This window comes from Spirosoma lituiforme (assembly GCF_054776635.1).
Genome location: NZ_BAAHBO010000003.1, coordinates 303288 through 322526, shown reverse-complemented (window position 1 = coordinate 322526; position 19239 = coordinate 303288). Strand labels below are relative to the sequence as shown.

21 protein-coding genes are annotated in these 19239 nt (G+C 49.6%); 12 read left to right on the top strand and 9 right to left on the bottom strand.

The window, feature by feature from the left end:
- Positions 1-46: 46 nt before the first annotated feature.
- A complete protein-coding gene (pnuC, locus tag ACYU87_RS13605) occupies positions 47-718 on the bottom strand; it encodes a nicotinamide riboside transporter PnuC (RefSeq protein ID WP_461134631.1) in 672 nt (223 codons plus the stop codon).
- Positions 719-795: 77 nt separating this feature from the next.
- On the opposite strand from pnuC, the gene ACYU87_RS13600 reads away from it, so the two are divergent.
- Together ACYU87_RS13600 and ACYU87_RS13595 are read left to right on the top strand one after the other, a co-directional pair.
- The gene (locus tag ACYU87_RS13600; RefSeq protein WP_461134630.1) at positions 796-2004 is read left to right on the top strand and encodes a Gfo/Idh/MocA family protein; all 1209 of its coding nucleotides are present in this window, start codon (positions 796-798) and stop codon (positions 2002-2004) included.
- A 260-nt stretch (positions 2005-2264) separates the two neighbouring features.
- A complete protein-coding gene (locus tag ACYU87_RS13595; protein ID WP_461134629.1) occupies positions 2265-2768 on the top strand; it encodes a GNAT family N-acetyltransferase in 504 nt (167 codons plus the stop codon).
- Between the two features lie 103 nt (positions 2769-2871).
- On the opposite strand, the gene ACYU87_RS13590 is transcribed toward ACYU87_RS13595, so the two are convergent.
- Both ACYU87_RS13590 and ACYU87_RS13585 read right to left on the bottom strand, forming a co-directional pair.
- The gene (locus ACYU87_RS13590; RefSeq protein ID WP_461134628.1) at positions 2872-3459 is read right to left on the bottom strand and encodes an acyl-CoA thioesterase; all 588 of its coding nucleotides are present in this window, start codon (positions 3457-3459) and stop codon (positions 2872-2874) included.
- Positions 3460-3644: 185 nt separating this feature from the next.
- Positions 3645-3971: a HesB/IscA family protein gene (locus tag ACYU87_RS13585; protein WP_461134627.1), complete on the bottom strand. Its 327-nt coding sequence runs from the start codon at positions 3969-3971 to the stop codon at positions 3645-3647.
- A gap of 146 nt (positions 3972-4117) precedes the next feature.
- On the opposite strand from ACYU87_RS13585, the gene mce reads away from it, so the two are divergent.
- From mce to ACYU87_RS13560, 5 genes are all read left to right on the top strand, one after another.
- Positions 4118-4543: a methylmalonyl-CoA epimerase gene (gene mce / locus ACYU87_RS13580; protein WP_461134626.1), complete on the top strand. Its 426-nt coding sequence runs from the start codon at positions 4118-4120 to the stop codon at positions 4541-4543.
- Positions 4544-4549: 6 nt separating this feature from the next.
- Positions 4550-6199, top strand: coding sequence for a M1 family metallopeptidase (locus ACYU87_RS13575; protein ID WP_461134625.1), 1650 nt, complete (start codon positions 4550-4552; stop codon positions 6197-6199).
- A gap of 112 nt (positions 6200-6311) precedes the next feature.
- Positions 6312-7628, top strand: a complete 1317-nt coding sequence (locus ACYU87_RS13570) for an AAA family ATPase (protein ID WP_461134624.1) — start codon at positions 6312-6314, stop codon at positions 7626-7628.
- A complete protein-coding gene (locus ACYU87_RS13565; RefSeq protein WP_461134623.1) occupies positions 7625-8197 on the top strand; it encodes a hypothetical protein in 573 nt (190 codons plus the stop codon). The genes ACYU87_RS13570 and ACYU87_RS13565 overlap by 4 nt, the downstream gene beginning before the upstream one ends.
- Positions 8198-8224: 27 nt before the next feature.
- On the top strand, positions 8225-9601 hold the full coding sequence (locus tag ACYU87_RS13560) for a cystathionine beta-synthase (protein WP_461134622.1): 1377 nt from the start codon (positions 8225-8227) through the stop codon (positions 9599-9601).
- A gap of 87 nt (positions 9602-9688) precedes the next feature.
- Here ACYU87_RS13560 and rsgA read toward each other — a convergent pair whose 3' ends face one another.
- Positions 9689-10615 (bottom strand): ribosome small subunit-dependent GTPase A, encoded by a 927-nt coding sequence (rsgA, locus tag ACYU87_RS13555; protein ID WP_461134621.1) that lies wholly within the window; start codon positions 10613-10615, stop codon positions 9689-9691.
- A 105-nt stretch (positions 10616-10720) separates the two neighbouring features.
- Positions 10721-11995, bottom strand: coding sequence for a 3-deoxy-D-manno-octulosonic acid transferase (locus tag ACYU87_RS13550; protein WP_461134978.1), 1275 nt, complete (start codon positions 11993-11995; stop codon positions 10721-10723).
- A 58-nt stretch (positions 11996-12053) separates the two neighbouring features.
- On the opposite strand from ACYU87_RS13550, the gene ACYU87_RS13545 reads away from it, so the two are divergent.
- Both ACYU87_RS13545 and ytxJ read left to right on the top strand, forming a co-directional pair.
- Positions 12054-12362 carry a phosphoribosylpyrophosphate synthetase gene (locus tag ACYU87_RS13545; protein WP_461134620.1) on the top strand — a complete coding sequence of 103 codons (309 nt, stop codon included), beginning with the start codon at positions 12054-12056 and terminating at the stop codon, positions 12360-12362.
- Positions 12363-12416: 54 nt separating this feature from the next.
- Entirely contained in the window at positions 12417-12746 is a 330-nt protein-coding gene (gene ytxJ, locus ACYU87_RS13540) for a bacillithiol system redox-active protein YtxJ (RefSeq protein ID WP_461134619.1), read from the top strand.
- Positions 12747-12782: 36 nt separating this feature from the next.
- Here ytxJ and folB read toward each other — a convergent pair whose 3' ends face one another.
- The 3 genes from folB to ACYU87_RS13525 form a co-directional block, all read right to left on the bottom strand.
- A complete protein-coding gene (folB, locus tag ACYU87_RS13535) occupies positions 12783-13133 on the bottom strand; it encodes a dihydroneopterin aldolase (RefSeq protein WP_461134618.1) in 351 nt (116 codons plus the stop codon).
- A gap of 134 nt (positions 13134-13267) precedes the next feature.
- Positions 13268-14200 (bottom strand): DivIVA domain-containing protein, encoded by a 933-nt coding sequence (locus tag ACYU87_RS13530; RefSeq protein WP_461134617.1) that lies wholly within the window; start codon positions 14198-14200, stop codon positions 13268-13270.
- A gap of 110 nt (positions 14201-14310) precedes the next feature.
- Positions 14311-15210: a WD40 repeat domain-containing protein gene (locus tag ACYU87_RS13525; RefSeq protein WP_461134977.1), complete on the bottom strand. Its 900-nt coding sequence runs from the start codon at positions 15208-15210 to the stop codon at positions 14311-14313.
- Between the two features lie 71 nt (positions 15211-15281).
- On the opposite strand from ACYU87_RS13525, the gene ACYU87_RS13520 reads away from it, so the two are divergent.
- On the top strand, positions 15282-15911 hold the full coding sequence (locus tag ACYU87_RS13520; protein WP_461134616.1) for a 4'-phosphopantetheinyl transferase family protein: 630 nt from the start codon (positions 15282-15284) through the stop codon (positions 15909-15911).
- Positions 15912-16015: 104 nt separating this feature from the next.
- Here ACYU87_RS13520 and ACYU87_RS13515 read toward each other — a convergent pair whose 3' ends face one another.
- Positions 16016-16891 (bottom strand): transglutaminase-like domain-containing protein, encoded by an 876-nt coding sequence (locus ACYU87_RS13515; RefSeq protein ID WP_461134615.1) that lies wholly within the window; start codon positions 16889-16891, stop codon positions 16016-16018.
- Between the two features lie 129 nt (positions 16892-17020).
- On the opposite strand from ACYU87_RS13515, the gene galE reads away from it, so the two are divergent.
- Both galE and rfbB read left to right on the top strand, forming a co-directional pair.
- Positions 17021-18061, top strand: a complete 1041-nt coding sequence (galE, locus tag ACYU87_RS13510; RefSeq protein ID WP_461134614.1) for a UDP-glucose 4-epimerase GalE — start codon at positions 17021-17023, stop codon at positions 18059-18061.
- Between the two features lie 65 nt (positions 18062-18126).
- Positions 18127-19188 carry a dTDP-glucose 4,6-dehydratase gene (gene rfbB, locus ACYU87_RS13505; RefSeq protein ID WP_461134613.1) on the top strand — a complete coding sequence of 354 codons (1062 nt, stop codon included), beginning with the start codon at positions 18127-18129 and terminating at the stop codon, positions 19186-19188.
- The last annotated feature ends 51 nt before the right edge of the window (positions 19189-19239 follow it).

Here is a 19239-nt window from a genome sequence, read left to right as displayed (position 1 = left end):
ATGTAACCTGGGCGGGCATTTCGGCTTCTGTTAGTCGTACACTGGACTATAATGAGGATGGAGTCGAATATGACCGATATTCACGGGTCCAGTGCCAGGCTCCCTGAAAAGCAATCAGGCAAAAAATGGCGTATTCGACCCCAACCAGTTTGACGCCCTTGGTGAAGTACATGAAGGTACTGATAAGGTCAACGAGTAGCCAGATCCACCAGCATTCCAGTTTCTTGTGAATCATCATGAACGTGCCGATGATGCTCATTACGGTCGTAAACGAGTCGAGATACGGAAATGCACTGGGCTGACTGAACAGGACGGGAAACCAGATATGCAGATTTTTCGCAAAAGCGCCCAGAACACTGGTAGCCACCACCCCACCAAATAAAACAATTACCAGCGGTCGTCCGATAAGCCGGGTGATGCGGAGTTCGTTATGCTGATCGGCCTCCTGAGAGGCAGGATGAGTCCAACGCCACCAGCCGTGCAGATTCGTGATGAAAAAGAAAACCTGCAGAAACATGTCGGGATAAAGCTGGATCTGAAAGAACAAAAAGAAGAACAGAAGCACACTGGCAGCTCCGATTGGCCAACTCCAGACGTTGGCACGTGCGGCAAGCCAGGTGGCTACTGACCCCGACAGGACTCCAAAAAATTCGAGGTAACTCATGGGGTAATCCCACAGCGTAAAGAAAACGGAATGGATATCGAAAAACTCGACCATGAGTAAAAAATACGGTGGGTACCCTCTAGTTTAATGGTACGAAAGTACGGATTAACCATTTATCTAACCCCTTACCTATGCAACGTATTGCTATGCTTGGGGGCGGCTTCATTGGCCGCTTCTACGCTGAATCCATTCACGGTCAGCGCAGCCGGGATAAAGTTGTGGCCATTTATGCGCGCCGGGAAGAAACGGCCCAAAAATTCGCGACGGATTACGGCTGTGACTTTGCCTCGACCAATATGGAAGACGTCATTGCGCACCCGGATGTGGATATGGTCTGCATTGCGCTGCCCAACAACATTCACGAAATGGCGGTCAACCTCTGCGCCAAGCACAAGAAATCGGTGGTGTGTACAAAGCCGCTTGGCCGGAATGCCGATGAAGCGTTCCGAATGATGCAGACGGTTGAGGAAGCGGGTATTTTCGCCGGTTATCTGGAAGACTTGTGTTACACGCCCAAGTTTCTGAAAGCGCTCGAAAGCGTTAAAAACGGCGCCCTGGGTCGAATTCTCTGGGCTAAGTCCCGCGAGACACATCCGGGGCCGCACTCGGATTGGTTTTGGGATAAAGAACAGGCGGGGGGCGGCTGTATGCTCGATCTGGGCTGCCATTGTGTCGAAATTGCCCGGAGCTTTATCGGGAAAGATGTGAAGCCCGTAGAGGTTATGTGCTGGGCCGCTACGCAGGTAAAACCCATTGATGCCGAAGACCACGCCATTGCCTTGGTGAAATACGAAAATGGGGCCATTGGGCAGTTCGAAGTAAGCTGGACTTTTCGGGGCGGCATGGATCTCCGCGACGAAGTAATGGGCACCGAAGGCACCATCTGGATCAACAATTTTTTGCGAACGGGTTTCGAAATGTTTACGACTGGTCGACACTCCGAGGGAAAAGGCGCTGATTACGTGGCCGAAAAAGCCGAATCCAACACGGGCTGGCTGTTCCCGGTTGGCGACGAGGTAAACGACCTGGGTTATAATCACATGTTTACGGATATGTTCAAGTCAAAAGAAGAAGGTCGTCAACCCATTGAAACGTTTTACGATGGCTATGTGGTGAATGCCGTTCTCGATGCGGCCTATAAATCGGCGGAAACCAAGCAGTGGGAAAAAGTAAACTTACCGGTCTGGCGCGGGCAAGAGGGGCTAAAACCCGAATCCACGCTTATTGAATATGACGCCGACCACTACCTCATCAAACAGGAAATGACGCACGACGGACGGAATAAAGTAATTTTGAAAGAGAAAGCCAGCGGAAAGATCATTGAGCGGGATCTGGTTTAACAAGGGCTGATCGGTAGCGTCAGGACAACATAGGATGGTAGGCTACTACAGTGGTTAGACTAAAGCCTTGCTGTGGTGTCCGTTTCTCGAAACTGCCACTCTGAAAAGGGCTTAATCTGGCGTGATTATAACGAGAGCCAACTGTTGCGCGCCAACCGTCAAATTTGTTTCTTGCACACTAAAATTCACTGATACGTTGATGCAGTTAGCGTCTGAAAAAATGGCTGTGTGGCGTAAGTCAGACGAATAGGTACTGTACTATGATTGAAACGCCCCGTTTGACCATTGTTCCGCTCACGCTGGATCAGCTTCGCCTTCATATTGCCAACAAGTATGAACTGGAGCAAACCCTGGGTTTGCAGAAAGGATACCGGCAAGCCGTTGAGCCCGTGCGGAGTATTGTCGCTTATTTTACCATACCCCGTTTGCAGGATCCGTCACTCGACCCACTTTTTCACACGTTGTGGCTGGCCATTGATCGGGAGAAAAAACAGTTTGTAGCCGAAGCCAAGTTCAAAGGTGAACCTGACGAAACCGGAACCATTGAGATTGGCTATGGAACGTATCTGGGTCTTCATCGAAAGGGATACATGACGGAAATGGTTGGGGGAATGGTTAAGTGGGCGGGGCAGCAGCCCGGCGTCCAGCGGGTAGTGGCGGATACGGAAGCAGAAAATGTGGCTTCCCAGAAAGTGCTGGAAAAAAACGGGTTTAGATTGTTCGATCAGATTGAAAATATGCTGTGGTGGGAGATTAATATGTAAAAATCTTATTAGCAAAGCGGCTTAACTTAGCATGTCATGCCGAACCGCCCGAGCGGTTCGGCATGACATGCTAAAAAACTATATCCAATAATCAATAGCTTCATCACTTCGATGAATTCATCAAATCGAACAAATCCTGGTTTAACTTGTCGGAGAGCGTACAGCGCTCCGTTGCCAGATTGCCAATGTTTTCTTTAACCAGCATCCGGGTTCTGGCATTGTCGAAATTTTGGCTGTAAGAAGTCCGGAGTTCTTTGCGTTTCATGGCCTCCAGAAAACGGCGGACATCATCGGGTGATTCGAGCAGGAGGGGAGGAACTTCGGTGGGGCGGTCTTCATCATTTTTGGCCACCATCGTGAAATAGGAGGTGTTCGTGTGTTTAACCGTTCCCGTTTTCACGTTCTCGGCAATAACTTTAATCCCAACGACCAACGATGTACGACCGACATAATTGACCGATGCCAGTAAGGAAACCAGTTCGCCCACATCGACCGGCTGCCGAAAGTTAACCCCGTCAACGGATACCGTTACGCAGTACTGGCCCGCGTGCTTGGTTGCGCAGGCGTAGGCGACTTTATCCATCAGTGACGTCAATATGCCGCCGTGCACGTGGCCACCAAAATTGGCGTACGATGGAATCATTAACTCGGTAAGCGTTGTGCGCGAATAATTGACGGGTTTAGCTGTCATCTGAATGGCACCGGCAACCCGGTGGGGTTTTTAGGATGTAAGAGATAAACTATAATTGCATTCTATTGCGCAATCTAACAATCTTCAGATGCTTCGGGTAACTAAAAAAGCCGCTACATGGCGGCTTTTCAAAATCATAAAAGTCAACTGAATCACAAAAATTCTGCCGGGCTACCGATGCGGTTTTAGACGGCAAAACTCTCACCGCAGCCACACGTACGCGTTGCGTTGGGGTTTCTAAACTGGAAACCTTTTCCGTTCAAGCCGTCCGAAAAATCAAGCTCTGTACCGGCCAGGTAGAGTAGACTTTTTCGATCCACCAGAATCTTAATGCCTTTGTCTTCAACAAGATGGTCGGTAGGTTGTTGCGTGGCATCAAACTGAAGATCGTACATCAACCCTGAGCATCCACCGCCTTCTACAGCTACGCGGATGGCCGTATCTTCGGCAAGACCGTCTTTCTGACGGAGTTCAACAATCTTGTTTCTGGCGATATCTGAAACCGTAACCATAGTTGTAATTAGGTCAAAATTGAGGCATATCAATGCTTTCTCTATAACTTTCGGCTAAACGGAAAAGTTCTTTCTGTGGCCCGAACAGGCTCCGGCTGTTCGTTTCGTTTACTAATTGAGCAGCCGGAGCCTGTTCGGGCCATCGTATGCTAACCAACGTTGAACACATCGGCATTGCTGTCCGTGATCTGGCGGTCTCCAACGACCTGTTTGCTAAACTGCTGAATGTTCAGCCTTATAAAACGGAAACGGTGCCCTCGGAAGGTGTAACAACGTCGTTTTTTCAGGTAAATGCCGAATCGCTCGGGAAGCAAACGAAAATTGAACTGCTCGAAGCCACCAACCCCGACAGTCCGATTGCGAAATTTCTGGAGAAAAAAGGAGAAGGAATCCATCACATCGCCTTTGACGTAGACGATATTCTGGCAGAGATTGACCGGTTGAAAAGCGAGGGATTCACCGTATTAAATGAAGTGCCTAAACGGGGCGCTGATAATAAACTAGTCTGTTTCCTGCATCCGAAGGGCACAAATGGGGTGTTGATCGAACTGTGCCAAGCGATAAAGGCGTAATAACGAATGAATAAACGGAAAAAAGAATTTTTAGTGACTCTGCTGGTGCTGTTAACCAGCCTGTCTTATGCGCAACTACCGGGCTACACCGCCCGCTATACCCAGCCCGGCGTTGATGTTCAGCATTATGCATTCTCGCTCACCATTAGCGATTCCACCAACCAGATTCAGGGGGAAACGACCATCCGCTTTACCCGTGCGGATGACCGGCAAACCGTTTGGTTCGACCTGATCAGTCCCCGCGATTCATCAGAAACCGGAATGCGTGTTCGATCGGTTAGCCTGCCCGACGGAAAAGCGGTTCCATTCAGTCAGCGCAACGACCGGGTATTCATAAACCTGGCGGCTTCCCCTAACCAGCCTACCGAAGTAGTGATCCGGTACGGCGGCATACCGGTACGGGGCCTGATTATCAGTCAGAATAAGTTCGGCGAACGCACATTTTTCGGCGACAATTGGCCCAACAACGCCCGCAACTACCTCCCCGTCGTCGACCACCCCTCCGATAAGGCCACCTGTTCCTTTGCCGTTAACGCACCCGCAACGTACCGCGTCATTGCGAACGGTAAACTGGTCAATGAAAGCGCGCTGCCCAACGGACGCAAACTGACCCGCTGGCAGGAAAACACGCCCATTCCAACCAAAGTAATGGTGATTGGCGCGGCTCATTTTGCCGTCGAAGAGGTTGGCTCGGTTGGAAATGTACCTGTGCAAAGCTGGCTTTACCCCAGAGACAGTCAGAAAGGATTCGTGGATTATCGTCCGGCCAAGGAGATTCTACAATACTTCATCGATAAGGTTGGACCGTACTCGTACGAGAAGCTGGCCAATGTTGAATCAACGACGATTTTTGGGGGGATGGAGAATGCCAGCTGCATTTTTTACAGCGAAAAAGTAATTGTTGGCAAGAAAGACTCCGACGTTGAAGCCTTACTGGCGCACGAAATCGCCCACCAGTGGTTTGGCAACTCGGCTACCGAAGCGGACTGGTCGCAGCTGTGGCTGAGCGAGGGGTTTGCTACCTATTTCTCGGCGCTTTACCTCGAACACGCCTACGGCAAAGACACACTCAATGCGGTGCTTAACCAGAACAAAGGTCAGATTTTTCGCTATTCGGCGCTCAAGCCCAAGGGCACCATTGTCGACTCGACCGCTGCCAACCTGATGGATCTGCTCAATCCCAATTCGTATCAGAAAGGCGGCTGGGTGTTGCACATGCTGCGGCACGAACTGGGCGATGAGGTGTTCTGGAAAGGCATTCGGGCCTACTACGAGAAGTTTCGCAATGCCAATGCCCAGACCAGCGATTTACAGGCGGTTATGGAAAGCGTTTCGGGCAAGAAATTAGGGCAGTTTTTCCAGCAATGGCTCCACCAGCCGGGCTACCCCGAAATCGTTTGGGGATCGAGTTATGATGCCGCCAAAAAAGCACTCGTGATCGACGTTCGGCAGGCGCAGCGTAGTGGCTCGCTATTTGTTATACCGCTCACGTTCAGCATCCGGGGGGCTAATGGCCGCGAAACCAGCCGTACCGCCCGCCTGACGATGACGCAGCAAAACCAAACGTTTACTGTCCCACTCGCTACCAGGCCGGCTGCGGTCGTCATCGACCCGGACAATACCGTCCTGATGCGCTCCGTCGAAATGGGTAAGTAAATGCTTACCTTGCTTATACGTCTACGTACCAGACAGCCTGTGGCTGGTTGCGTATCCGATCTATTGCTATTCACAAACAGCCGGAAGCTGTTTGGTACAACTACGACAAACCATGCTCAAGCGCGTTTCGATCCAGAACTTCAAGAGCCTGAAAGACGTCACGCTCGACCTTCAGAAAGTCAATTTGCTTATCGGGCCAAACAACTCAGGCAAGACGAATTTCTTGAAGGCGCTGGAGTTTTTAAATTTTCAAGCATATAAAGGGCCGATTGAAAATTTGGGAAGGTCAATATATTCCACGAAGGACGGATTACCTTTTTTTCGATTAGGACTAAAATTTGTAGTTTCAGAAGGTAAAGAATCATACGGATTTTATACCTTAGAAATATCGGGGAATTATGGAGAGGGTTATACTGAATTTTGGGGATTCACAAATACGGATATTGAGAAAGCTGAGGTTTGGGATATAGAGAAATTAAACACTGACTTTAATTCTTTTGAGCTTAATGTCAGTGATGATTCCTTTAGCTCTTTTGGTGCCTACGGAGATTACGCAGAAGAGAATTCAACATTGATATCTAATTCGGCTCTATTTCATATATCAAAGCATAAAGATGATCTAAAGGCAATTACGCCTGTGGAAAGGGGTCAATTATTGCATTCATTTACTCGTCAATTGAGCTTCAAAAAGTCGTGGATTAAGGATAATTATTATCCTTTCAACGATATAAAAATATATAAGCCCGATCCAAACAAACTAGATAAACCAGCTCCAGTTGGATTAGGAGATGATTCAGTAAATGCCGATGCGTCTAACTTGATCGCTTTTTTCGATCGGATTAGAGATGAGTATCCAGAATCGTTTGCGCAGATAAAAGCGGATTTATCTAAATGTGTTCCAGAGTTTACGGAGATCAATTTCCAGAATGTTCCCTCTACTGAAGAACTTGTAAAACAGTTTGGCGATAAAACCTTCAAGCGGATTGGCTTAACAAATGGTAAGCAAAAGACGATCTACTGGGCTGACGAACTCTCTGAGGGTACTATCTATTTTGTAGCACTTCTCTGCATTATCAACCAACCCAATCCACCTAAACTTTTGCTCCTAGAAGAGCCAGAAAAGGGTATTCACCCACGTCGAATATTCGAGGTCATACAATTTATTTTTAGACTGGCGGAGGAAAAGGATGTCCAGGTCATAATGACGACGTACAGTCCAATTGTGGTTGATATGTTTAAAGACATGCCAGAGTCCGTCTTCATTTTTGACAAAGACGAGGAAGGGGCTACCCATGTCAAGAACTTACAGCATGATGTAATAGAGCCAGAGATAATTAAGAGTAAAGAGTTAGGAATTGAGCCTCCGCATTATACGGATTCGCTAGGTGATGCCTGGACAGTTGGCTTCTTGGGAGGAGTACCAAAATGAGTCGGATTATCACGTATGGTTTTTTCGGAGAAGATAAGGCCCAGCGTAATTTTCTCGAAAAATACCTTCATCAGCAATATCCTGAAACGTTCATTGAGGACGAAGCCGAACGCTGGCGATTCAAAGCGACAAATGGTACTCAAGTGGACAAACTGCTACCAGACGCTTTAAGACAACGAGCTTTGTTAGGATTGGATATATTGTTTGTTAGTCGTGACATTGATACTGAGCACAAACCAACAATAAAGGCAAGGCAGGAAGTATATATAACTAAGTGCGTAAGCCATCCCGTTGTGTTGATGCTACCAGTGCAGTGTATCGAGTATTGGCTATGGTACATTAAACGCCACAAAGAAGAGACCGGGAAAAACACTCCGTTGGAATCATATCCACGCTCAGAAGCTAAGCGATCAGTTTATGGAGACACCAATCTCGTCGATAAGCAAATTCTTATAGCCAATGACATTTTAGCCGATTTTGATGTTTCCTGGTTGGAGTCACGCTCGGAGAGCTTTCGGCATTTCCACAAACAGGTGATGGACTTCCTGGCGAAGTATAAGACTATGTAATTACCAGTATAACAAAACTCAACGACCATGAACTATTATAATTCGATAATCGATACCATCGGCAATACGCCCCTGGTGAAACTAAATAAAGTCACCAAAGGTATTCGAGGGACGATTCTGGCGAAGGTCGAATACTTCAATCCTGGCAACTCAGTAAAAGACCGGATCGCCATCCGAATGATCGAAGATGCCGAAGCACGGGGTGTGCTAAAGCCTGGCGGTACCATCATCGAAGGTACCAGTGGCAATACGGGCATGGGGCTGGCCCTGGCAGCCATTGGAAAAGGCTACAAATGCATTTTCACGATGGCCGATAAACAGTCGCAGGAGAAGATCGACATTTTGCGGGCGGTGGGCGCAGAGGTTGTGGTGTGCCCAACAAACGTTGCTCCCGATGATCCACGTTCGTATTATTCGGTAGCTAGAAAACTTAATCGCGATATACCCAATTCGCTCTACCCGAATCAGTACGACAATCCAGCCAACACGGCTGCTCACTACGAAACGACTGGTCCTGAAATATGGCGTGATACGGATGGGAAAATCACCCATTTTGCCGCCGGTGTCGGTACGGGGGGCACCATTTGTGGAACGTCGAAATTCCTGAAAGAACAGAACCCGAACCTTGTTTCCCTCGGACTGGACACTTACGGCTCGGTGTTCAAAAAATATAAGGAAACCGGCCAGTTCGACGAAGGCGAAATCTACCCGTACCTGACGGAAGGTATCGGGGAAGACATCCTGCCGCAAAACGTTGATTTCAGCGTTATTGACCATTTCGAAAAGGTAACCGACAAAGATGCCGCCATCATGGCCCGTCGGCTTTCTCGCGAGGAAGGCTTGTTCGTGGGCTGGTCGTGCGGAACGGCGGTGCATGGCGCGCTGGAGTGGGCCAAAGAGCACTTCACTGATGATGACGTGATGGTGATTCTGCTACCCGATCACGGGACCCGTTACCTCGCCAAGATTTATAACGACACCTGGATGAAAGACCACGGCTTTCTGGAGGATCGCGCGTTCAAAACCGCCCGCGACATCATTCACCACAAAGCTGGCCAGTCGCAACTGACAACGATCGGGGCAGGTGTTTCGGTTAGTCAGGCCATTCAGGTACTGAACCGGTATGGTATTTCGCAGATTCCAGTTACGGATGAACACGGCCACATCGTTGGTAGCCTGACCGACTCGACTGTACTGAACCGGCTCATCGAAGATCCCGCCGTAAAGGACCATCCAGTTAGTGAAGTCATGGACAAACCCTTTAAGTTTGTCGGTCTCGATAACACCATCGACGCTCTATCGTCCTTAATTGACCGGGACAACAAAGCCCTGCTGGTGCGCGACGAGCGGGAGCAGGTACACATCATCACGCAAGCCGATTTGCTGGCTGCCATGACGAATTAACCTGTAGAGACGCATCCTTGCGTCTCCTCCTAACCGGATGGTTTTGCTGACGCATAAGAGGAGACGCAAGGATGCGTCTCTACGTGGTTAACGCCGATTATCTCCTCCTTCCATCATGCTCAGGTAACTCATGTAACGGCTTTCGGCAATGTCGCCCTCGCCAACGGCTTCTTTTATGGCGCAGCCGGGTTCGTTGATGTGCAGGCAGTTGTTGAACCGGCACTTGTTGAGTCGGTCGCGCATTTCGGGGAAGTAATGGCCGATTTCGGTTTTCGACGTGTCCATTAGCCCGAGTTCTTTAATGCCCGGTGTATCGATAATGTAGGTATCTGGTGCCAGTTCGAACATTTCGGCGAAGGTTGTCGTGTGGACGCCCTTGTTGGCAAAGGTCGATACCTCGTTTGTGCGCAGGTTTAAATCGGGAGCAATCGCGTTCACAAGCGACGATTTTCCCACCCCCGAATGACCCGCTACCAGCGTTACTTTCTGATCGAGCAAGGCCCGAAATTCGTCGACACCTTCGTTTTCCGTCGCCGATGTCGACAGACAGTTATAGCCGATACGCTCGTATAAATCAATAATTTCCTGCTGGAACGCCAGCCCTTCCTCGTTCAGGATGTCGATTTTATTGAAGACAATCGTGGTAGGAATGCGGAACGACTCGGCCGAAACCAGAAACCGGTCAATGAAGCCCGCAGACGTACGGGGCATGGCCAGGGTAGCCAGCAGCACGGCCTGATCGATATTGGCCGCCAGCATGTGCCCATGTGCCGTTTTATGAACCGACTGCCGAATGATGTAATTATCGCGGGGGGTAATGTCGGTGATGATGGCCGTGTTCTCGGCCTCATCCTCAACGTCAAAAACCACCCGGTCGCCTACGGCAATCGGATTCGTGACCTTCAGGCCTTTTAGTTTGAATTTTCCTTTTAGTCGACCCCGATAAATATGTCCGTCTGCGTTACGAATTTCGTACCAGGAGCCGGTGGATCGTAAAACTAAGCCGTTCTGCAATGTTGAAAAGAGTGAAAGAGTGAATGAGCGAAAGAGTGAACGTCAAACGATGAAAGGTTCACGGAGTAAATAGGTTCTCGACAGTCTAGCTGCTCTTTCACTCATTCACTCCGCATCGGAGACCGTCCGCGGCTGCGGTCCGATTTCGCTTAATAATTTCCGTACAACCTTCATAACCTTAGTCGTTGCGCCAATGTTCCGCTGTACGTACTGGCGGCTAATCTGGCTGGCGGCTCCGGCATCTTCATACTGTTTGGTAAAGGCGGAGGTCAGCTCGGCAACGTTACTGACCGGAAAAGCGGCACCCTCATTTACTAAGTCGATGGCTTCCTGAAATTTGGCGTATTCCGGTCCGAAAAACAACGGCATTCCGAATGTAGCTGCTTCCAGAATATTATGCAGCCCCTGCCTGAAGGCCCCGCCAATGTAGGCGAACTCGCCATATTGGTAGAGCGATGAAAGCATACCTATGTTGTCGATGATAAGAATGTCAGCTGCACTCTCGTCCAGCTTCGATACTTCCGAAAAGCGAATGGAGCGTTTGGTCAACTGATTGCGCCAACGGTCAATTTCGTCGCTATGAATTTCGTGTGGGGCAATAATAACCTTCAATGGCTTGCTGAACGCATTTAGAAAAGGAATCAGAACGGCCATGTCTTCGGGCCAGGCGCTGCCGACAACCAGCAGTGGACTATTGCTCTTAAACGCTTCCGCCACCGGAATGACTTTCCTGGCCGTAACAACCTGCGCTACCCGATCAAAGCGTGTATCGCCCGCGAGCGTTACGTTTGAGATGTCGACGCTGGTCAACAAAGAAACGGACGCTTGGTTCTGCACCAGAATATGATCAAAATAACGAAGCATATCTCGATAGAACCGGCCCCAGGGCTTAAAGAAAAGCTGATCGGGACGGAAAATCGCCGAGAACGACACGACCGGAATCTGATCCGCCTTCAGGGCGCGGAGGTAATTGTACCAGAACTCATACTTGATGAATAAAGCAATCCGAGGCTTTACCAGCTTGACAAACAGCCGAGCGTTGGTGGGCGTATCCGCAGGCAGGTACAGAATGTAATCTGCACCGTCGTAATCTTTGCGGACTTCGTAGCCCGATGGCGAAAAAAACGTCAGCAGGATAGCGTAATCAGGATACTGAGTCCGGAAGGCTTCCATAACGGGGCGGCCCTGCTCAAATTCACCCAGGGATGCCGCGTGGAACCAGATAATCGGTCTGGTATTACCCGCGAGTTGCTGCTCAAGTTTTTGAGCCCAGTCGTGCCGGCCGTCAACCCACAGCCGGGCTTTCGGAATAAAAGGAGCCACCAGCCGCAGCAGGGTTTGGTATGCAACAATACCTGTGTTATAGAATCCCGAAAACAAGCGCAGAAAAGGTTGGTTATACGACAAAGCTACGCACTCATTTTAAACCAAACTCATTATGCAATCGTACGAAACACTCACCGAAGCCATTGAAGGCCTGCGCCAGCAAGGATTTACGCAGGACTACAACCTGAAGCCTGACCATCTGCACTGCCAGCCCGACAACATTGAGCTGCGCCCCGCCGACTTCGACGTGGTTGATGTTTACCGCTTTGAAGGGATGACCGACCCCGGCGATGAGTCCGTTTTGTACGCCATTGAAGCCAAGAACGGTAACAAGGGCGTACTCGTTGATGCCTATGGAGCCTATTCAGAGTCAATCTCTACCGAGATGGCTAAGAAACTGAAATACACGCCCGAAAATTGACGAACTTTTACTGACCGAAATGGATTTACTGTCAGTAGAAAGTATGTTTATGCAATGAACTGGAATAAACTGACAAGTGACGCTCAATTGGACGCGATTAAAGAAGAGTCGGCAAAACAGCCTGTGTTAATATTCAAACACAGCACGACTTGTTCGATCAGCGCCATGGCGCTTAGCCGCATGGAGCGAAATTGGAATGAGCAACTTGGGGTAAAACCTTACTACCTCGACTTGCTGGCGAATCGGCCCATTTCTGCCAAGATTGAGCACGATTTTGGCGTGGAACACGAATCCCCTCAGGTGTTGGTCATTCGAAATGGCGCGTGCATCTATGATGCGTCGCACATGGGAATCTCTTTCGCTGGCATTCAGCAGGCGGTGTAATACAAACGTAACGCGGACTTCTGGTCCGCGTTACGTTTATTCCTTCAGTGTTATTCTTGCCCGGTGGCAGACCCCCCCAATGGGTGGGTTGAACTTGGACACGCTCACTTCTACGGCTTCCAGATCACTGTAGGTGGTTCGAATCTCCTGGATAATCTGATGAGCAATGTGCTCCAGTAGCCGGGCAGGCTGTTTCATAACAGCGGCCGTGATCCGGTAAAGATCTTCATAGTTGACTGTAGCGCTCAGGCGATCGCGCCGGGCAGCCTCCGAGAAGTCGGCTGTCACGATAATATCTACCGAATATTTATTCCCGATTTTCTGTTCCTCGTCGTAAAAACCGTGGTACGAGAAAAACTCAAGGCCTTCCAAGGCAATTGTTCCCATAGGTCGTTTGCTGATGAAGCAGCCCGACTTGGCCCCTGCTGGATTCGCCGGGCCAAGTCGGGCTGCTTCTTTACATTAACTATATAGCTGGCAAGGCCAGACTAAAAAACTGACTTTACTGAACCGCTACGCGGTTAGATCTGATCAAAAAATGAACCGCTCTTCCGGGTCGTAGTCTCTTCGTTCGTTTGCTCTACTGTCGGGGCTGATTCGTCGGTATGGGCTTCTGCCAGCACTGGCTCAGCCGTTGTTTCATCGTCTGGGGCTTGTCCCTCAGCAACGAATTTGTCCTCTTCCTTGTCAGATGCTTGAGGTTTATCCGTCTGGGGCGCATCGTCGGGCTTTTCGGTTACCAGTTCATTAACCGGAATTGCCTCTGGAATGGAAGCTTCGCGCTCAATCAAATCGGGGAGTTCAGCAACCGGGGAAGTCTGTTCAGCCAATTCGGATAAGGATTCGGATGAGGTTTCGGCCTGCGGCTCAGGCTCTTTTGTATCGACCTGTATCTGAGCGGTAACTTCATCAATCTTGCCTTTTAGATCCTGCCGGGCAAACTTCTTCTCGAATCGATCGACACTGTCAACGGCATTGCTGGCCAATGTCCGAATCTGAATGGCCAGATTCTCTTTGTAACTTTCCAGGGCCTTGAAATCGTGCTCCAGCGACTTAATATCATTCAGAATGTTATCTTTCAGATAACGGGACTGGTTCTCGGCATCCTGTACCATCAGCGCCGAACGCTTGCGGGCATCGGCCACTATCTCGTCGGCTTGCTGCTTGGCATCATCAACGTATTTCTCGCCAGCCTTATTGGCCTGTTCGGTAATCTGGGTGCTTGTATCTTCGGCTGTTTTGAGCGTGCGGAACAGCGTCATCTCTACCTCTTTCAGTTTTCCCAGCTCTTTCTCCGCTATTTCAAGCTGCATCTTCAACATTTTATATTCGCCGGTCAAGCGTTCCCATTCCTGAGAGAGCGAAACCAGAAATGCGTCAACATCATCAGTTTTGTAACCGCGCAACCCTTTTTCAAACGTGTGTTGCCGGATTTCTATGGGCGTAATTTTCATCGGTGCGCTAAGGGTTTTGTGTACTACTAGTAACCATATAAAGGTGAATTAACGGCCTTAATACCTATTTTACAAAAAACGGGCTGAAAAAGAGGGGAATCCTATTTAATTCAACGCAGTTTCCACACCGAAATGGTTCGATCGTCGCTGGCCGAGAGTAGTAATTCGTTATAGTCCGTCCACAGCACCTTATTGACCGATGTTCCATGACCCGCGTGCCGGGACCGATCAACGACTTTCAGGAGCTTATACGAATCGGCATCCCAGATTTTAATGGATTTATCCATACTGGCCGTAGCCAGCAAATTGCCGGAAGGATTGAACGACAGATGGTTGATCGAAAACATATGGGCGACAATATCCTGGTGCAGCGCGTATCCCTGTTCTACATCCCACACTTTCATATGCGCATCGCGCCCGGCTGTAATCAAATGCTGGAAATCGGGCGAGTAAGCAAGCGTAAAAATGGAATTGCTGTGCGCCTGAATAACCCGTTTGAGTTCGTACGTTGTCAGATCGAAAATACGCACAACGTTATCGCTGTAGCCAACGGCCAATTCCCGTTCGACCGGATTAACGGCCAGACAGCGAGCCGATTGATCCGACGCTTTAATATGTTTTCTGACCACGAGCGGGTCTGTTGTCACAACGGCCACAACACCATCCGACAGAGCCAGAAATGCATCGTTCCGGTGAAACTTAATGTCAAAGATAGCGGCCGATGTCAGCTTCAACGAAGCGGTTTCCTGCTTTCTGATCGGATCAATAAGGTGAATGCCTTCGTGGTTCTGCCCGACCCACAAAAGTCCGCTTGCGGGATGCAGGGCCAGGGCGTAAATGGAGGTAGGCACTTTGGCCATGAGTTGACCCAGATCAGGTCGGTTCAGCTGCCATTGAACCACCTGGCCATCGCCACCCGCCGAAAAAAACTGTTCGGCCAGGGGGCCGCGCTCGAGCGTGTAAACGGGGTCGCGGTGCCCACCGAACGTATCTATTTTTTCTACTAGCACAAATTGATCAGACAAGTTGATGATCAAAGGTCGTTAATCCTTTCTTTTTCTCGAACGACTTCCGACTTTTGGTGGTGACTTTTCAGATAGACATCAACAGCGACTGTGTAGCCCGGCTTCAGGCCATCACCGAAAATGAACCGACATTACGGGCGGGTCTGCTGTTAACGATGTCAGAGCAGGAAGAGTTGGCGGGTATCAGTCATCCGTCTCAGCGTGTTGAGTGGCTGGCGTGTCGGGTAGCCATCAGACAACTGACCGAGTCGCAGGGAATGCCTTACCGGGGTTTGCACAAAGATGAGTTTGGAAAGCCGCACCTGATTGACTCGCCCTGGCATATTTCCCTGTCGCATACGAGTGGCTGGGCGGCTGCGGTATTACACCGGTCACGGCCGGTTGGTATTGATATTGAGCCGATTCGGGAGCAGTTTACGCGTGTCGTACCGCGGGTATTGTCGGAAAGTGAGATTGTTCATGCCGGGGGCAATCCCAGTAGGCTGGCGGTTTACTGGTGCGCCAAAGAAGCCCTGTATAAACTGTACGGAAAGCGACAGCTTACGTTTCGGGAGCATTTACACATTGAACCCTTCACCGACGGAGCCTCCCATTTAGTGGGCCATGTGCGTTTGCCAAACCACAAAGAACAGCTGATTATTCAGTGTTTTCAGGCCGGTCCTGGCCTGCTGGCCGTGGCTTACTGATCGGTTAATGATACAGATAGTTCTGCAAATTTATTGAACACAGAGGACACAGAAGTAAATAGCTATTCTTTGGTTGTTGTGTCCTCTGTGTTCAATAAATAAACTTACCGCTGGGTATAATCGGAAAGCGGAAGCCCGTCGCCATCATCCCGAACCGTGTTTAAGATTTGTTCCACTTCCCGAACCCGTTCCGTATCGCCGTTTTTCTCAAACGCCAGCGTCAGGTTTCGAAGCACACGCCGAATAATGTCAGCATTCGTACAGGGCTGATAAAAAGTATCTAAACGCTTGATATTCAATTGGTCGATGTATTGGTCAATATCCTTCGTTGTAAAAACAAGGCCCCGGTTGAACACATTGATGTAAAACTGAACCCCGGTACTGTTTTTATACGTCAGCACGAACAGGTTCGGCAGGTTAACGCCATAAACGGGTAGGTTTAACCGTTTGGCAATGAGCATATAAAGTACGCAAAGCGTGATGGGGTTACCCCGACGCGATTCGAGTACCTGATTGATCATTGAGTTGGCAGGGGAGTGAAAATGCTTGGTGTTTGGAGCAAATTTCAGTTTCGAGAAAAAAGCGCTGTTCATGGCCTTAACCTGCTCGTCGGGATGCATATCTGGTTTGAAATCCACCCAGACATCGTAGTACAACTGCTCGACGTCCTGTTTCAACCGGTCGAGTGAGAGGTCGGGATATTGATAGGTGGCTACGATCCAGAGGCCTTCCAGAAGATCCATGGCACCTCCATTTTTCCAGTCGCGCATCCGGTCGAGAACGGATTCGTACTGAAGGTCATGAATAATCTCTTCGATTCGTTTTTGCAGATCAGGGTTAAAGCTCCCTTCCCACTCCGATTCCAGAAAAGGAATCATCTGACCGCCCATTTGTCGAATCCGCTGTTCAACGTGTTCAACAACTTCCCGATCTTCGTCGTCCAGGAGCGAGATAAGAGCTTTCAATTCGTTGTCGTTCATTCGTTTGTGTCGCTTTAACAGAGTACCCTAGAATAAAAACTGTTTTCGAAACCTCCTGAATATACTACTTTTGTGCTTTAACAGGAGTTGCTATGCTAAAATAGCAACAAAAATTTTATAAAAAACGGTTTGGCTCTTTCAGGCAATTCTCCCAAAATTCTGGTAACCGGTGGCGCCGGATTTATAGGCTCGCACACGGTTGTATCGCTGGTCAACGCCGGTTTTGAGCCGGTTATTGTTGACGATTTTTCCAATTCCGAACGCTCCGCACTGGACGGATTACGCACTATTCTTGGTCGTGAGGTGACATGCTATCCGGTCGATTGCAACGATGCCGGTGCCCTGGAAGATATTTTTCGCAAAGAAAGCCCAACCGGTGTGATTCATTTCGCGGCTTACAAAGCCGTGGGTGAGTCGGTGGCTCAACCGCTGAAATATTACCGGAACAATCTGGATTCGCTGTTGCTGTTGCTGGAGTTGATGCCTACTTACAACGTGACGAACTTTGTCTTTTCGTCGTCCTGTACGGTCTACGGCCAGCCGGAACAGTTACCCGTAACGGAAGAAACGCCCCGTTTACCGGCGCAGTCGCCTTATGGCAACACAAAAGCAATTGGCGAGGACATTATTCGGGATGCCGTACATGCCAAGATACCCGTCAAGGCGCTGGCGCTTCGGTATTTTAACCCCATCGGAGCCCATCCGTCGGCAGAAATTGGCGAATTACCGCTAGGTGTACCGGCTAACCTGGTCCCCTTTATTACGCAAACTGCGGCCGGTATCCGGTCCAGCCTGACCGTGTACGGTGACGATTACAATACACCCGATGGAACCTGCGTGCGGGATTATATTGATGTGATGGATCTGGCCGATGCCCACGTACAGGCGCTGAAAAAACTCATTGAGGCTCAGGACACGTCTTCCTACGATGTTATCAATATTGGTACAGGCCGGGGCGAAACCGTTCTGAACGTGATAAAAACGTTTGAAAAAGCAACTGGTGTTACTGTGAACTATAGCGTTGGGCCTCGCCGGGCGGGCGATGTGGAGCAGGTTTATGCCGATGTTAGCAAAGCCAATCAGGTATTGGAGTGGCAGGCTAAGCGCACGCTGGCTGAGTCACTGCGCGATGCCTGGCAGTGGCAGCAAAAACTGAGTGCCAGGCAATAACGCAGGAATGTGTTGACGCTTGTAATGCCGTAAGGGTACTGACTGTAAAATAGATAATTATAAAAATGAAACTTCTCATTACTGGTGGTGCCGGATTTATTGGCTCGCACGTTGTTCGGCTGTTCGTTACCAAATACCCGGAGTACCAGATCTATAATCTCGATGCGCTGACCTATGCCGGTAACCTGGCCAACCTGTCGGACATTGAGCACGCCCCAAACTACACGTTCATCAAAGGTGACATCACCGACGCTAAGTTTCTGGAAGATATGTTCGCCGAACTGTCGCTGGATGGCGTTATTCACCTGGCGGCTGAGTCGCACGTTGACCGGTCCATTACCGATCCTATGTCGTTCGTCTTGACCAACGTGGTTGGTACGGTCAATCTGCTCAATGCCGCTAAAAACAGCTGGGCTGCCAGTGAATCGGGTTTTGACGGGAAACGGTTTTACCACGTATCCACCGACGAGGTGTACGGATCACTCCACAACCCCGAAGACTTTTTCACCGAACAGACGCCTTACGATCCACAGTCGCCTTATTCGGCATCAAAAGCAGCTTCCGACCATTTCGTTCGGGCGTACGGTAACACCTACAAATTGCCGGTTGTCCTGTCGAACTGTTCGAACAACTACGGCCCGAATCACTTTCCCGAGAAGCTGATTCCGCTGATGATTCACAACATCCAGAGCAACAAGCCCCTGCCCGTATACGGCAAAGGCGAAAACGTGCGCGACTGGTTGTATGTCGTTGATCATGCCCGGGCTATCGACGCCGTTTTCCACAAGGGGGCAGCAGGTGAAACCTACAACATCGGCGGGTTTAATGAGTGGAAAAACATTGATATCGTGAACCTGCTTTGCCAGATCATGGATCGCAAACTGGGCCGTCCGGAAGGCACCTCGGCTCAACTCATCACGTACGTTACCGACCGCGCCGGCCATGACCTGCGCTACGCCATCGACGCGAACAAGATCATGAACGAACTGGGCTGGCAGCCATCCCTCCAATTTGCGGAAGGTCTCGAAAAAACCGTCGACTGGTTTCTGGCCAACCAAACCTGGCTGGATAACGTCACGTCCGGCGCGTACCAGAGTTACTACCAGGGGATGTACGCGAACCGTTAATAAAGGCGAAAGAATGAATGAGCGAAAAATAACGCGCTAGATACTCTTTCG